At 62.0% G+C, this 13,427-nt stretch carries 10 protein-coding genes, 1 tRNA gene and 1 pseudogene; 11 read left to right on the forward strand and 1 reads right to left on the reverse strand.

Going from position 1 to position 13,427, the window contains the following annotated elements:
* Position 1: 1 nt before the first annotated feature.
* The 11 genes and pseudogenes from AB4N80_RS27165 to AB4N80_RS27215 all read left to right on the forward strand — a co-directional run bounded on the left by AB4N80_RS27165 (position 2) and on the right by AB4N80_RS27215 (position 12,051).
* Complete coding sequence (locus tag AB4N80_RS27165) at positions 2 to 817, forward strand: ABC transporter permease (protein ID WP_122566059.1); 816 nt, start codon at positions 2 to 4, stop codon at positions 815 to 817.
* Entirely contained in the window at positions 814 to 1,599 is a 786-nt protein-coding gene (locus AB4N80_RS27170; RefSeq protein WP_122566058.1) for an ABC transporter ATP-binding protein, read from the forward strand. The genes AB4N80_RS27165 and AB4N80_RS27170 overlap by 4 nt, the downstream gene beginning before the upstream one ends.
* A gap of 13 nt (positions 1,600 to 1,612) precedes the next feature.
* Complete coding sequence (locus tag AB4N80_RS27175) at positions 1,613 to 2,338, forward strand: urea amidolyase associated protein UAAP1 (RefSeq protein ID WP_305470112.1); 726 nt, start codon at positions 1,613 to 1,615, stop codon at positions 2,336 to 2,338.
* A gap of 11 nt (positions 2,339 to 2,349) precedes the next feature.
* Positions 2,350 to 2,991: an urea amidolyase associated protein UAAP2 gene (locus AB4N80_RS27180; RefSeq protein WP_122566056.1), complete on the forward strand. Its 642-nt coding sequence runs from the start codon at positions 2,350 to 2,352 to the stop codon at positions 2,989 to 2,991.
* 285 nt (positions 2,992 to 3,276) lie between these two features.
* On the forward strand, positions 3,277 to 6,918 hold the full coding sequence (uca, locus tag AB4N80_RS27185) for an urea carboxylase (RefSeq protein WP_460079803.1): 3,642 nt from the start codon (positions 3,277 to 3,279) through the stop codon (positions 6,916 to 6,918).
* Positions 6,919 to 6,940: 22 nt separating this feature from the next.
* Positions 6,941 to 8,719, forward strand: a complete 1,779-nt coding sequence (atzF, locus tag AB4N80_RS27190; protein WP_122566054.1) for an allophanate hydrolase — start codon at positions 6,941 to 6,943, stop codon at positions 8,717 to 8,719.
* A gap of 344 nt (positions 8,720 to 9,063) precedes the next feature.
* A pseudogene (locus AB4N80_RS27195) lies at positions 9,064 to 9,681 on the forward strand (GGDEF domain-containing protein); the annotation flags it as partial.
* On the forward strand, positions 9,674 to 9,892 hold the full coding sequence (locus AB4N80_RS27200) for a cysteine-rich CWC family protein (protein ID WP_122566052.1): 219 nt from the start codon (positions 9,674 to 9,676) through the stop codon (positions 9,890 to 9,892). The pseudogene AB4N80_RS27195 and the gene AB4N80_RS27200, both read left to right, overlap by 8 nt.
* 35 nt (positions 9,893 to 9,927) lie before the next feature.
* Positions 9,928 to 10,620 (forward strand): pseudouridine synthase, encoded by a 693-nt coding sequence (locus tag AB4N80_RS27205; protein ID WP_354336249.1) that lies wholly within the window; start codon positions 9,928 to 9,930, stop codon positions 10,618 to 10,620.
* Positions 10,621 to 10,930: 310 nt separating this feature from the next.
* Positions 10,931 to 11,815: an alpha/beta fold hydrolase gene (locus AB4N80_RS27210; RefSeq protein ID WP_305470105.1), complete on the forward strand. Its 885-nt coding sequence runs from the start codon at positions 10,931 to 10,933 to the stop codon at positions 11,813 to 11,815.
* A 162-nt stretch (positions 11,816 to 11,977) separates the two neighbouring features.
* Positions 11,978 to 12,051, forward strand: a tRNA-Gly gene (locus AB4N80_RS27215).
* Positions 12,052 to 12,816: 765 nt separating this feature from the next.
* On the opposite strand, the gene AB4N80_RS27220 is transcribed toward AB4N80_RS27215, so the two are convergent.
* Positions 12,817 to 13,293 (reverse strand): Lrp/AsnC family transcriptional regulator, encoded by a 477-nt coding sequence (locus tag AB4N80_RS27220; protein WP_122566049.1) that lies wholly within the window; start codon positions 13,291 to 13,293, stop codon positions 12,817 to 12,819.
* Positions 13,294 to 13,427 lie beyond the last annotated feature (134 nt).

Below are 13,427 nucleotides of genomic sequence, written 5' to 3' on the forward strand. Positions count from 1 at the left end.
CATGCGCCTGATCAACCGCTACCCGGATCGTCCCAGCCGCTTGTTGCTGGTGATCCTGCCATTCGCGCTGGTGTTGTTCGCCTACTTCATGGGCTCGGCTGAACGGTTGACGGATAACCCCAACGACAAATTGCTGCCCAGCGCCGTGCAAATGGCCGATGCGGTCAAGCGCCTGGCCTTCACCGCTGACGCCCGCAGCGGCGATTACCTGCTCTGGCAAGACACCGCGTCGAGCCTGCGCCGGTTGGCCATCGGTCTGGGCATCAGCGCCCTGGCGGGACTGTGCCTGGGCATTGCCGCCGGTACGTTGCCGCTGTTTGGCGCGCCGTTATCGCCACTGCTCACCGTGGTGTCGATGGTGCCGCCGCTGGCCATCCTGCCGATCCTGTTCATCGTCTTCGGCCTGGGGGAACTGTCAAAAGTGATGCTGATCGTGATTGGCATCACCCCCTGCCTGGCTCGCGACCTGGAACAGCGCGCCCGGGAAATTCCGTCCGAACTGCTGATCAAGGCCCAGACCCTCGGCGCTTCGACCTGGACCCTGATACTGCGGGTGGTGCTGCCGCAACTGCTGCCGCGCCTGTTGATTTCCCTGCGGCTGATGCTGGGTTCGGCCTGGTTGTTTCTGATCGCGGCCGAAGCCATCGCCTCCACCGACGGGTTGGGCTATCGGATTTTCCTGGTGCGCCGTTACCTGGCGATGGACGTGATCTTGCCCTACGTGATGTGGATCACCCTGCTCGCCTGGCTGATGGACTGGGGCCTCAAGCGCCTGACCCGCCGAGCGTTCCCCTGGTACGAGGGGGCGAAGGCATGAGCTTCATCACCGTGAACAATGTCTGGCAACAGTATGCCGATCAGGTGGTACTGGAGCGTTTGAACCTGAGGGTCGCCGAGGGTGAGTTCTGCACACTGGTGGGGGCGTCGGGTTGCGGCAAGTCGACCTTCCTGCGATTGCTGCTGGGCCAGGAACGCGCCAGTCGCGGACAGATTCTGCTGGACGGTGAACCCTTGGCCGGCGAGCCGGATGCCAGCCGGGGCGTGGTGTTCCAGCGCTACTCGGTGTTCCCGCACCTGACGGTTCTGGACAACGTCGCCTTGGGCCTTGAGTTGCCGCGCTCGCCGCTGCTGGGACGGCTGTTCGGCAATGCCAAGCGCCAGACCCGCGAAGAAGCCGCGCAACTGCTGGATAAGGTCGGCCTGGGCCATGCGCTGGACAAATACCCGGCGCAACTGTCCGGGGGCATGCAACAGCGACTGGCCATCGCTCAGGCACTGATCATGAAGCCCCGTGTCCTGCTGCTGGACGAGCCCTTTGGCGCCCTCGACCCGGGCATTCGCAAAGACATGCACGCCTTGTTGCTTGAGCTGTGGCGCGAAACCCGGCTGACGGTGTTCATGGTCACCCATGACCTGTCCGAAGGTTTCAGCCTCGGCACGCGCCTGCTGGTGTTCGACAAAGTCCGTGTCGATCCCCACGCCCCCGGTGCCTATGGCGCACGCATTACCTACGACATTCCATTGAACAGCGACCGCCGCATCCGTGCCGCCGTCGACGCCCTGCCCGCCGAACTGGCCGGCACGTTGCGTATCGCTTGAAAGGAGTTTTGCCATGACCGATTCGATCTCTATGTTCCCCCCCTTCGCCGAAGAGCTGCTGCCCGGTGGCGGCCACCGTTCCTTCGTGCTCAAGCGCGGCCAACTGCTGCGCCTGACCGACCTGCGCGGCGGGGCCAACGTGAGCCTGACGCTGCTCAATGCCAACGAGAAAACCGAACGCCTGAACCTGCCCGACAGCCTCAAATGCCAACACACCGCCAAGCTCACCGCCGGCCATTGCCTGTACTCGGACATGGGTCGAGTACTGGCGGCCATCACCGCCGACACTTGCGGCTGGAGCGACAGCCTCGGCGGCGTGCTCTGCGCCGAAGAGGTCGCTGAAAAATACGGTCAGGGCCGCTATCAGGAACTGCGCAACGGCTTCTTTCGCAACGGCACCGACAACCTGCTGGTGGAACTGGGCAAATGGGGGCTGGGCCTGTCCGACCTGCTGATGACCCTCAACCTGTTCAGCCGGGTCGATGTCGATGAGGCCGGAGGCTTTCATTTCGTTGAAGGCAACTCCCAGGCCGGCGACTACATCGAGCTCTATGCACCGATGGACACCCTGGTGGTGCTGACCGCACTGCAACACCCGATGGACCCGAACCCGCACTACGCCCCGCAACCGCTCAAGCTCAGTTGGATGAACGCCGACGCCAGCGTCGCCGAGCACTGCCGCCAGTCGCGCCCGGAAAACCAGCGCGGCTTCATCAACACCGACCGCCTGTTCGCCTGAGGATCGCTGCCATGTCACTCGCCATCGCCACCGTACCAAAGCAGCCTGAAAGCGCTATCTACCGCGCCACCATTCCCGCCGGGGAGCCCTGGCTGACGGAAGTCAAGAAGGGCCAGACCCTGCGCATCCTCGACCTGGAAGGCAACCAGGCGGTCGATACGCTGTTCTACAGCCTGGCCAACCCCAAGGAACGCTACGACGTGCAGCGCACCTTGCGCCGGCAGAACAGCGTTTACCTGAGCACCGGCAGCGTCCTGTACTCCAACCTCGGCCAGCCAATGCTGACCATCGTCGAAGACACCTGTGGGCGCCACGACACCCTCGGCGGGGCCTGCGCCCAGGAAAGCAACACCGTGCGCTACGCCTTGGAAAAACGCTACATGCACAGCTGCCGCGATAACTACCTGCGGGCCTGTGCCCACGACGGTCGGCTGGGCAAGGGCGACATCGGGCCGAACATCAACTTCTTCATGAACGTGCCGGTGACCGCAGACGGCGGCCTGACCTTCGAAGATGGGATCTCGGCACCGGGCAAATACGTCGACCTGCGGGCCGAGATGGATGTGATCGTGTTGATCTCCAACTGTCCGCAACTGAACAACCCCTGCAACGCCTACAACCCCACACCAGCGGAGCTTTTGATATGGAACTGAAACTCAGCCGCCTGCGCCGCTGGCTGTTTGTGTTGTGCCAGAGCCGGTCGGGGCAATGCCTCAAATAACACCCTGATCCACTGTGGGAGCGAGCTTGCTCGCGATAGCGATCTGTCAGTTACGTCAAGGTTGGATGTGCCGCCGCTATCGCGAGCAAGCTCGCTCCCACAGGGGACATAAGGTGTTTGGAAGTTTGCTGTCGGGGACGACCCCGCTGGCCATCGAAAACTGCGGGACGGCCCGCATCCCAGTTCAGGCAGCACGCATGCCTGAGGGGGCAATGCCATGTTCGAAAAAATCCTCATCGCCAACCGTGGCGCCATCGCTTGCCGCATCCTGCGGACCTTGCGCGAGCTGGAGGTCAAAGGCGTCGCGGTGTACTCCCAGGCCGACGCCGCCAGCTTGCATATCCAGCAGGCCGATGAAGCTTATTGCCTGGGCGATGGTGCGGCGGCCGGTACTTACCTGGCGGTGGATAAACTCCTGGCAATCGCCAAAAGCAGCGGCGCGACCGCGATCCATCCCGGCTACGGTTTCCTCTCGGAAAACGCAGCCTTCGCCGAAGCCTGCGAGGCCGCTGATATTGCTTTCATCGGCCCAACGCCGGAGCAACTGCGTGTGTTCGGCCTCAAGCACACCGCCCGCGACTTGGCTCGTCGACACGGCGTGCCGCTGCTCGAAGGCACCGAACTGCTCGACAGCCTCGACGCCGCGCTATTGGCGGGCACCCAGCTCGGCTATCCGGTGATGCTCAAAAGTACCGCGGGCGGCGGCGGCATCGGCATGCGCGTGTGTCGCAGCGCCACCGACCTGAGCGAATCCTTCGAAGCGGTCAAGCGCCTGGGCCAGAACAACTTCAGCGACGCCGGGGTATTCATCGAGAAGTACATCGAACGCGCGCGGCATCTGGAGGTGCAGGTATTCGGCGACGGCCAGGGCCAAGTGATCGCCTTGGGCGTACGCGACTGCTCGGTGCAACGGCGCAACCAGAAAGTCCTCGAGGAAACCCCGGCGCCGAACCTGCCCGAAGGCATGGCTGACGAACTCTGCGCAGCGGCGATCCAACTGGCCCAGGCGGTGAACTACCGCAGCGCCGGCACCGTGGAGTTTGTGTTCGACAGCGACGCGGGGCGCTTCTACTTCCTGGAAGTGAACACCCGCCTGCAAGTGGAGCACGGTGTCACCGAGCAGGTGTGGGGCGTGGACCTGGTGCGCTGGATGGTGCAACTGGCGGCCGGTGATCTGCCGCCACTGAGCGAGCTGGGCCAGGGATTGAAAGCCGAAGGCCACGCGATCCAGGCACGCCTGTATGCCGAGGATCCAGGCCGGGATTTCCAGCCAAGCCCGGGGCTGCTGACCGCGGTGAAATTTCCGCAGGCCGACGGCAAAGCACTGCGCATCGACACCTGGGTCGAGGCCGGTTGCCAGATCCCGCCCTACTTCGACCCGATGATCGCCAAGGTCATTCGCTGGGCGCCGACCCGTGAGCAAGCGCGGCTGGGCTTGCATCAAGCGCTGGACGAAAGCTTGTTGTACGGCGTCGAAACCAACCGCCACTACCTGCAACAGATTCTCCTCGACGCGCCGTTTGCCAGCGGTCAACCCTGGACCCGCTGCCTGGAGGCCTTGGTCTACCGCGCCAACACCGTGGAAGTGCTCAGCCCCGGCACACAGACCAGCGTCCAGGACTATCCCGGCCGCCTCGGTTATTGGGCCGTGGGGGTGCCGCCGTCGGGACCGATGGACAGCCATTCGTTGCGCCTGGGCAATCGCCTGCTGGGCAATGAAGAAGGTGCCGCGGCGTTGGAAATCACCATGAACGGGCCGCGGCTGCGCTTCAACTGCGATGCGCGGGTGGCGGTGACCGGCGCGGTGATTGCCCTCACGCTCGACGGTGAAGCCGTACCGATGAACACCCCGTTGTCGATTGCTGCCGGCTCCACCCTGACGATCGGCACCATCGCTGGGGCCGGGGCGCGCAGTTACCTGTGCCTGCAAGGCGGCGTGCAAGTGCCGGATTACCTGGGCAGTAAAAGCACGTTCACCCTCGGTCAGTTCGGCGGCCATGGCGGACGGGCGTTGTGTACCGGCGATGTACTGCACCTGACTGAACTGGATGAGCACGCCGCGCTGCCACAACAGAACGCGCCGATCCTGGAGTTGCCGTCGGAACGGCAGATCCGCGTAATCTACGGCCCGCACGGCGCGCCGGAATATTTCACCGAGCGCTACATCCAGACCTTCTTCGACACTGCATGGGAAGTGCATTTCAACTCCAGCCGCACGGGCGTGCGCCTGATCGGGCCGAAACCTGAATGGGTTCGCGCCGACGGTGGCGAGGCTGGGCTGCACCCCTCCAACATCCATGACAATCCCTACGCCATCGGCGCCGTGGACTTCACCGGCGACATGCCCGTCATCCTCGGCCCCGACGGCCCGAGCCTGGGGGGGTTCGTCTGCCCGGTGACGGTGATCGAGGCGGACCTCTGGCAGTTAGGGCAGCTCAAGGCCGGGGACAAGGTGCGATTCGTGCCGGTGGATATATCGACCGCCCGCTCACTGGCCTTGAATTGGGCCCCTTGTGGGAGCGAGCTTGCTCGCGATAGCGGTCTGTCAGTTTCATCAAGGTTGGATGTGCCGCCGCTATCGCGAGCAAGCTCGCTCCCACAGGGTATGGGGTCGCCTGTGGTGTTGGATATTGGGCAGGACGACACCCGCCTGGTGGCGAGATTAGCCGGCGACACCCACCTGTTGCTGGAAATCGGCGCCGCCGAACTGGACCTGGTGCTGCGCTTTCGCGCCCACGCGTTGATGCAGGCTTTGGAACACAAACAACTGCCCGGCGTGATCGACCTGACGCCGGGCATTCGCTCGCTGCAAGTGCACTATCAACCCGAACAAATGCCCCTGGCCGATCTACTGAGCATCGTCGTCGGTGAGTGGGACGCCGTATGCGCCGCGCAGGACCTGCAAGTGCCGTCGCGCATCGTCCACCTGCCGCTGTCCTGGGATGATCCGGCCTGCCAGCTGGCCATCGAGAAATACATGACCACCGTGCGCAAGGACGCACCCTGGTGCCCGAGCAACCTGGAGTTCATTCGACGCATCAACGACCTGCCCAACCTCGACGAGGTGCAACGCACGGTGTTTGACGCCAGCTATCTGGTGATGGGCTTGGGGGACGTCTACCTCGGCGCGCCGGTCGCCACGCCGCTCGACCCACGGCATAGACTGGTGACCACCAAATACAACCCGGCCCGGACCTGGACCGCGGAAAACTCGGTGGGCATCGGCGGCGCCTACATGTGCGTGTACGGCATGGAAGGGCCTGGCGGCTATCAGTTCGTCGGGCGTACGTTGCAGATGTGGAATCGTTATCGGGAGGTCGCGGCATTCAACGGCAAGCCCTGGTTGCTGCGGTTCTTCGACCAGATCCGCTTCTACCCGGTCAGTGCCGATGAACTGCTGCACATCCGCCGTGAGTTCCCGCTGGGCCGCTTCGACCTGAAGATTGAGCACAGCCAGCTCAACCTCGCCGACTACCAGCGTTTTTTGGTGCAGGAAGCCGACAGCATCGCCGCGTTCCGACAACAGCAACAAGGCGCCTTCAACGCCGAGCGCGAGCGCTGGATCGCCAGTGGCCAAGCGCACTTCGACAGTGAAGAACCGGCCGTCGCACCAAGCGAAGATTCGCTGCTGACCGAGGGTCAACTGAGCGTCGACAGCCACATCGCCGGCAACCTCTGGCAAGTGCAGGTAGACGTTGGTGCGCGGGTGGCCGCCGGTGATGTGCTGGTCATCCTGGAGTCGATGAAAATGGAAATCCCGCTGCTTGCGCCCTCGGCCGGCGTAGTGCGCGAGGTGCGCGTCCAGCCCGGTTCGGCGGTGCGCGCCGGACAACGCGTCGTGGTGCTGGACCGTGCCTGAACTCAATCAAAGGATTAACACCATGAACTTCTCTCTTCGCTTGGACGACCTGCGCACAACCTACCGCAGCGGCGAACTGACGCCACGCCAATTACTGTTGGGCCTGCGGGAAAAGGCCGCGGCGCTGAACACGGACTATCACCTGTTCATCCACCTGCTGACGGCCGAGGAACTGGAGCCCTACCTGGCCGCGTTGGAAGGCCGCGACCTGGAGAGCTTGCCCCTGTACGGCGTACCGTTTGCCATCAAGGACAACATCGACCTGGCCGGCATTCCGACCACCGCCGCCTGCCCGGCGTTTGCCTACGTGCCGTCCTGCTCGGCGACCATTGTCGAGCAGTTGCTGGCACTGGGCGCGATTCCCCTGGGCAAGACCAACCTCGACCAATTCGCCACCGGGCTCAACGGCACCCGCTCGCCTTACGGCGCCTGCCGCAACAGCGTGTTGCCCGACTATCCGGCAGGCGGTTCGAGCGCCGGTTCGTCGCTGGCCGTGGCCTTGGGCGTAGCGAGTTTTGCCTTGGGCACCGATACCGCCGGCTCCGGCCGGGTGCCCGCGGCGTTGAACAACCTGGTGGGGTTGAAGGCCACTTTGGGGTTGATCTCAACAGCGGGCGTGGTCCCGGCCTGTCGCACGCTGGACTGCGTCACGACCTTCACGGCGACGGCCAAGGAAGCCAGCCAGCTCTTGGCGCTGACGGCCCGTCCAGACCCTGGTGACGACTACAGCCGCTACAACCCGCAGTGGAACGACGGCGCCGCGTTCGGCGCGCCCCGGCGCTTTCGTTTCGGCGTGCCACGCCAGCAGGACTTGGAATTTTTCGGCTGCCAGGAAGGTCCGCAACTGTTTCAGGACGCCGTCGAACGGCTCGAACGCCTGGGCGGCGAAGCCGTGGAACTGGACTTGTCGCCGTTCCTGGAAGCCGCACGGCTGCTTTATGAAGGTCCGTGGGTGGCCGAACGCTACAGCGTTGCCGGCCCCTTGATGGAACGCGAGCCGGAGGCCGTACTGCCCGTCATCCGCGCCGTCCTGGCGAAAGCGCCTACGGTAGATGGCGTGCAAACCTTCCGCGCCCGGTACCGTTTGCAAGCGCTCAAAGCCCAATGCGACCGAGCCATGGACACACTTGATTGTGTACTCACTCCGACCATCGGCCGCCCGGTGACTCTTGCCGAACTGACCGCCGAACCCGTACTGCGCAACTCGGAGCTGGGTTACTACACCAATTTCATGAACCTGCTGGACTACGCCGCCGTCGCCGTTCCCAGTGCGTTCATGGCCAACGGCTTGCCCTGGGGCGTGACGCTGTTCGGTCGAGCCTTCACCGATCAATACCTCTTGAGCGTGGCCGATGCCTTGCAGCGTCAACAGGACAAGGCCTTGCCCATTCCCGCCCACCCGGCTCGCCACGACCGGGCGCGGCTGGTGGTGTGTGGCGCACACCTGGACGGGTTGGCGCTGAACTGGCAGCTCAAGCAACGCGGCGCCCGGCTGATCGAGGCCACCCAAAGCTCAGCGGACTACCACCTCTATGCCTTGGCTGGCGGCCCACCGTTGCGTCCCGGCATGGTTCGGGTTCGTGAAGGCGGCGTGGCGATCGAGGTCGAGGTCTGGGAGCTGCCGAGCAGCGAACTGGGCTCGTTCCTGACCGGCATTCCCGCACCGTTGGGGCTGGGTAAGGTGCAACTGGCCGATGGACGCTGGGAAAGCGGATTCATCTGTGAATCGTATGGCCTGGAAGGCGCACGGGACATCAGTCATTTGGGGGGATGGCGGGCTTATCTAATTACCCTTGAGTAAACAGGACTCTGTGGCGAGGGGATTTATCCCCACTGGGCTGCGCAGCAGCCCCAAAACCTGTCAGCGCGGTATATCAGACAGAGTGCATTGGGGCCGCTTCGCGACCCAGCGGGGATAAATCCCCTCGCCACAATTTTGCAAACCTGCAAATCCGAGCACCTTTTCCCACAGGGCCACTAAACTGATTTCATTGGGTCTGCGCCAAGGGAATCGCCATGTCGCTCCGTTCGCCGTTGTATTCCCAGCGCAAGCCGCTCCTGGCGGTGGTGGCGCTGCTCGGTACAGGTTTCCTGATCATTACGTTGCTGGGCTATTACGCCGCCCATACCTCGATACGCGATCACATTCTCAAGACGCTGTACGTGAACCTGCTGATCGGCGTGCTCGTGACGCTGGCGGTCCTGGCCATCCTTTATCGACTGATCAACCACTACCAGCAACGCATCGACGCCCAGGCCACCCTCGACAGCCTGACCGAATTGCCGAACCGCCGTGGCTTCGACCTGCTGGCCGTGCAAGCCCTGCACGAAGCCCAGCGCGAGCCCAAACCCTTGACGGCGTTGCTGGTGGAGCTGGACGACTTCAAGCGACTGGACACCACCCACGGCCATATCGCCACCGATCAACTGCTGACCGGGTTCGCCCGCGACCTGACCCAAAGCCTGCGGCATTCGGACATCGTCTGTCGTTGGAGCGCCGACGCCTTTGTCGTCCTGCTCAAGGACACCGACGGCCAGACCGGTCTGAAAATCGCCGAGAAAATTCGTCAGCACATCGAAAAGCAGCGCTATTTCTGCAGTGGCAAACAATTGTTGGTCACCGTCAGCCTCGGCCTCACCACCTTGCAGGACGAAGACACCTTGCACAGCCTGCTGTCGCGGACCGATCATGCGTTGCAACGCGCCCGGCAGACCGGGTGCAATCGAACCTGCGTGGACAAGCCTCACTCCAGTTATGAATAAACCCGACCTTTGCCCGGCCTGCGGCGGCACCAACGACTGCACCCTGGCCGACCCACGAACCGCCGACCGGGCCTGCTGGTGTTACGGCGTGAGCATTGACCCGGCCGTGCTTGAAGCATTGCCGGCCGAACTGCGTGATCAGTCCTGCCTGTGCCCACGTTGCGCCCAGGTCGAAGCCCAGTTGCGCGCCAAGCCCCAGCCGATCGCGTAAGATGCCCACCCTCCGCTGCCCTGCCTGAACTGCCCATGCGTGTCGACCGTTTCCTCAGCAATCTGCCGCGATTCAATCGCCAACAAGTGCGCCTGTTGCTGGTGGAGCGCCGGGTGCGAATCGACGGCCAGACCGTCAGCGATCCCCATGCACCGGTACGTGAATTCAGTCGCGTCGAAGTCGACGACCAAGTGCTGCAAGCCGGCCGGCCGACGCGCTACTTCATGCTGCACAAGCCGCCCGGCTGCGTCAGTGCCACTCGCGATCCGCAACACCCCACTGTTCTCGACTGGTTGAACGAACCGGACAAGGACGACCTGCACATCGCCGGGCGCCTGGATTTCAACACCACCGGGCTGATGCTGATCACCAATGACGGCAGTTGGTCGCGGCGCCTGACTCAACCGCAGACCAAGCTGCCCAAGGTCTATTACGTCGAAACCGAGCAAACCATCACCGCCGAATACGCCGACACCTTCGCCCAAGGCCTGTATTTCGCCTTCGAAGACCTCACCACCCAACCGGCAGAGCTGACGCTGCTGGGGGAAAAATCAGCGCGCTTGAGCATCGTTGAAGGGCGCTACCACCAGGTCAAGCGCATGTTCGGCCACTTCAACAACAAGGTGCTGCGCCTGCACCGCGAGCGCATGGGCCCACTGACGCTGGACGACCATCTCGAGCCGGGCCACTACCGCGCCTTGAGCCCTGAAGAAATCCAGCTCATCTGATCCCGCTACCGCTGGGCAGAAGTGTCGAACAATTTTCCGACAGGTACTTGCGCAACGGTCGACCCCCTGCTTGAATCAAACCGTCGGCCGAAATGTGACCGATGAGTCACCACATACTTCCAAGAAACTTTTTGTCGGCGGGAACCCTCAGGTTCCGTCTTGTCCGCCCGGCAAACTGCCCGCCTATAACAACACCCGTCGACCGCTGTTTTGGATCGACATGGGCCTTATCTTCCAGGCGTATGCCTACCTGTCACATTGCCCGTGCAATCTCATTGCGCGCATACCCGCTTGCCAGGAGTCTTATGACATGAGGCCAGAAATCGCTGTGCTGGATATACAGGGTCAGTATCGGGTTTACACGGAGTTCTATCGCGCAGACGCCGCACAAAAGACCATCATTTTGGTCAACGGCTCAATGGCCACCACCGCGTCGTTTGCACAGACCGCCAAGAACCTCTACCCGCAATTCAATGTCGTGCTGTACGACCAACCCTACGCGGGCAAGTCAAAAGCTCACAACCGACATGAGCAAATGCTGACAAAAGAGATCGAGGGCCAGATTCTCCTGGAACTGATCGACCACTTCGCCGCCGAACACGTGCTGTCGTTTTCCTGGGGCGGCGCCGCCACGCTGACTGCCTTGGCCCAGCGGCCAAGACGTATCGAAAAAGCGGTGATCAGCTCGTTCTCGCCAGTGCTCAATGCGCCGATGCGCGACTACCTGGAGCGCGGTGTGGATTACCTGGGCAACCTGGACGGCGACCGGGTCGGGCATCTGGTCAACAGCACCATCGGCAAGCACCTGCCGCCGTTGTTCAAGCGTTTCAACTATCGCCACGTCAGCAGCCTGGCCGAGCATGAGTACGGGCAGATGCACTTCCACATCAGCGATGTGCTCCACAGCGATCGCTTGTGCTATGTCAACGCAGCGAAAAAAATCAACGTGCCGGTGCTGTTCCTGAATGGCGAATGGGACGAATACACCGCGGCCGACGACGCCAAGCTCTTTGCCGATCATGTGCAGCACAGCAGCTTCAGCACGCTGCAAGCCACCGGGCACTTTCTGGACATGGAACACAAAGCCGCTTGCCGCGACAGTCGCAACGCCTTGATGAGTTTCCTCACACCGGAACAACACGAAAGCCGACCGCGCTATAGCTACGTGCAGGGCTACCATGCATTGGCTATCTGAAACCGAGTCTTGGCGAGCAAGCCCCTTCTTGCGCCTTCAGCAATGGGGTTTGCCCGCCAACGACCGCTCTGGTTTGAGGCTCGCGTAGACGACTGACCGCACCCCAAGTGAAGAAAAACTTCAAATCCGTGCCCACATCTGGTACAAAGTCAGCCGCTCCGAGCGGGTGTCGTATAATGGCATTACTCCAGCTTCCCAAGCTGATAACGAGGGTTCGATTCCCTTCACCCGCTCCAATCGAATTCTGGTCCCGCGTTTGTGTTTTTGGCGAGGGATAAAAAAACCGGCTCTTGGTGGCCGGTTTTTTTTGGTCTGGAGTTTGTGGGGGTTTGCTCCCCTGGTGGTCGCGCCGAGGATCTACATGTCGATCAGCTTGTGAAGCACATTGATAATTCTGGACGCCTCTACAAGGCTGGCGTTGACAAGATCGACTACCATATCCCCGAGAAGCATACGGGACACGAACTGATGGCCATGCTTGGGATAAATGACGGAGCAACTCCCTGTTTACCATGAAACTCGGATCCACAAAGGAGTCCACGAGCCCATTCGCAGACTTCATTCGTAATGCGAAATCGGAAGAAAAAAACGCGTCTACAGTGAAGTGCTGATCGAAGCTACCAAAAAACAGAATGAAGTGATGTTGGCTGCGCGTGCAAAGCCAGCCTGATCACGTTGCTGGATTCCAAAACTGCCCGGCCGACCGCCGGGCTTTTTCATTCCGCTGTTAACCTGCTCTCACGCTCTGGCGCCTATGGGCACGCCGGCAAGTTTGGAAAGCCGACTATGGCCAGCGAGACGTTGCACAACCTCAACAACGGGACCTTTGCAGGAAAGATAGACAATTGTCCTGAGAGAAATGAATCTCGTGGCGAGGGAGCTTGCTCCCGCTTGAGTGCGAAGCGCTCACAAGAGGGCTGTTGCGCAGCCTAGCGGGAGCAAGCTCCCTCGCCACGGGTTCCGCGGTGCTCTCCCTGCGTTGCGTCGCCCTCAGTATCCAGTCAAGCACTCGGCAAATGCCCCAACGGCAACGCCCCCGGCGTCTTCACCGTATTAATCGCAAAGTTACTCCGGATATCGCTGATCCCGGGCAATTTCAACAACTGCCCCGTGACAAAACGGTCATAAGCCCGCAGGTCTGGCACCACGACTTGCAATAGAAAATCCGACTCGCCCGATACCAGGAACGCCGAGATCACTTCGGGCAACGCCGTCACTGCCTGGCGAAATGCTTCGGCTCGCTCGTCGTTGTGCCGTTCGACCTTGACGCCTACGAAGATTGTCAGCCCGAGGCCCACCTCGTCGCGGTCCAGGACGGCTTGGTAACCACGAATAACCCCCGCTTCTTCGAGCAACCGCACACGGCGCAGGCAGGGTGAGGGGGACAGGCCGATTTCTTCGGCCAGTTGCACGTTGCTCAGGCGGCCGTCGCGTTGCAGCGCGACGAGGATTTTGCGGTCGAAGGCATCCAGTTTCATGAGTTGGCATTTTCCGATTGAATGATGCAGATATTTGGCAGGTTATGCCAATTCTTGAAGCTTTAGAAGCCATCTTCGCAACCACCTGCCCTGCCCGTCAGCCATAGACTTGGCACTTGCGAATCGTTGATGAA

Source organism: Pseudomonas sp. H3_A02, from assembly GCF_054671965.1.

Coding starts and splice junctions, on each gene's coding strand:
- AB4N80_RS27165 (WP_122566059.1), top strand. CDS start 2: ATGCGCCTGATCAACCGCTACCCGGATCGTCCCAGCCGCTTGTTGCTG.
- AB4N80_RS27170 (WP_122566058.1), top strand. CDS start 814: ATGAGCTTCATCACCGTGAACAATGTCTGGCAACAGTATGCCGATCAG.
- AB4N80_RS27175 (WP_305470112.1), top strand. CDS start 1,613: ATGACCGATTCGATCTCTATGTTCCCCCCCTTCGCCGAAGAGCTGCTG.
- AB4N80_RS27180 (WP_122566056.1), top strand. CDS start 2,350: ATGTCACTCGCCATCGCCACCGTACCAAAGCAGCCTGAAAGCGCTATC.
- uca (WP_460079803.1), top strand. CDS start 3,277: ATGTTCGAAAAAATCCTCATCGCCAACCGTGGCGCCATCGCTTGCCGC.
- atzF (WP_122566054.1), top strand. CDS start 6,941: ATGAACTTCTCTCTTCGCTTGGACGACCTGCGCACAACCTACCGCAGC.
- AB4N80_RS27200 (WP_122566052.1), top strand. CDS start 9,674: ATGAATAAACCCGACCTTTGCCCGGCCTGCGGCGGCACCAACGACTGC.
- AB4N80_RS27205 (WP_354336249.1), top strand. CDS start 9,928: ATGCGTGTCGACCGTTTCCTCAGCAATCTGCCGCGATTCAATCGCCAA.
- AB4N80_RS27210 (WP_305470105.1), top strand. CDS start 10,931: ATGAGGCCAGAAATCGCTGTGCTGGATATACAGGGTCAGTATCGGGTT.
- AB4N80_RS27220 (WP_122566049.1), bottom strand. CDS start 13,293: ATGAAACTGGATGCCTTCGACCGCAAAATCCTCGTCGCGCTGCAACGC.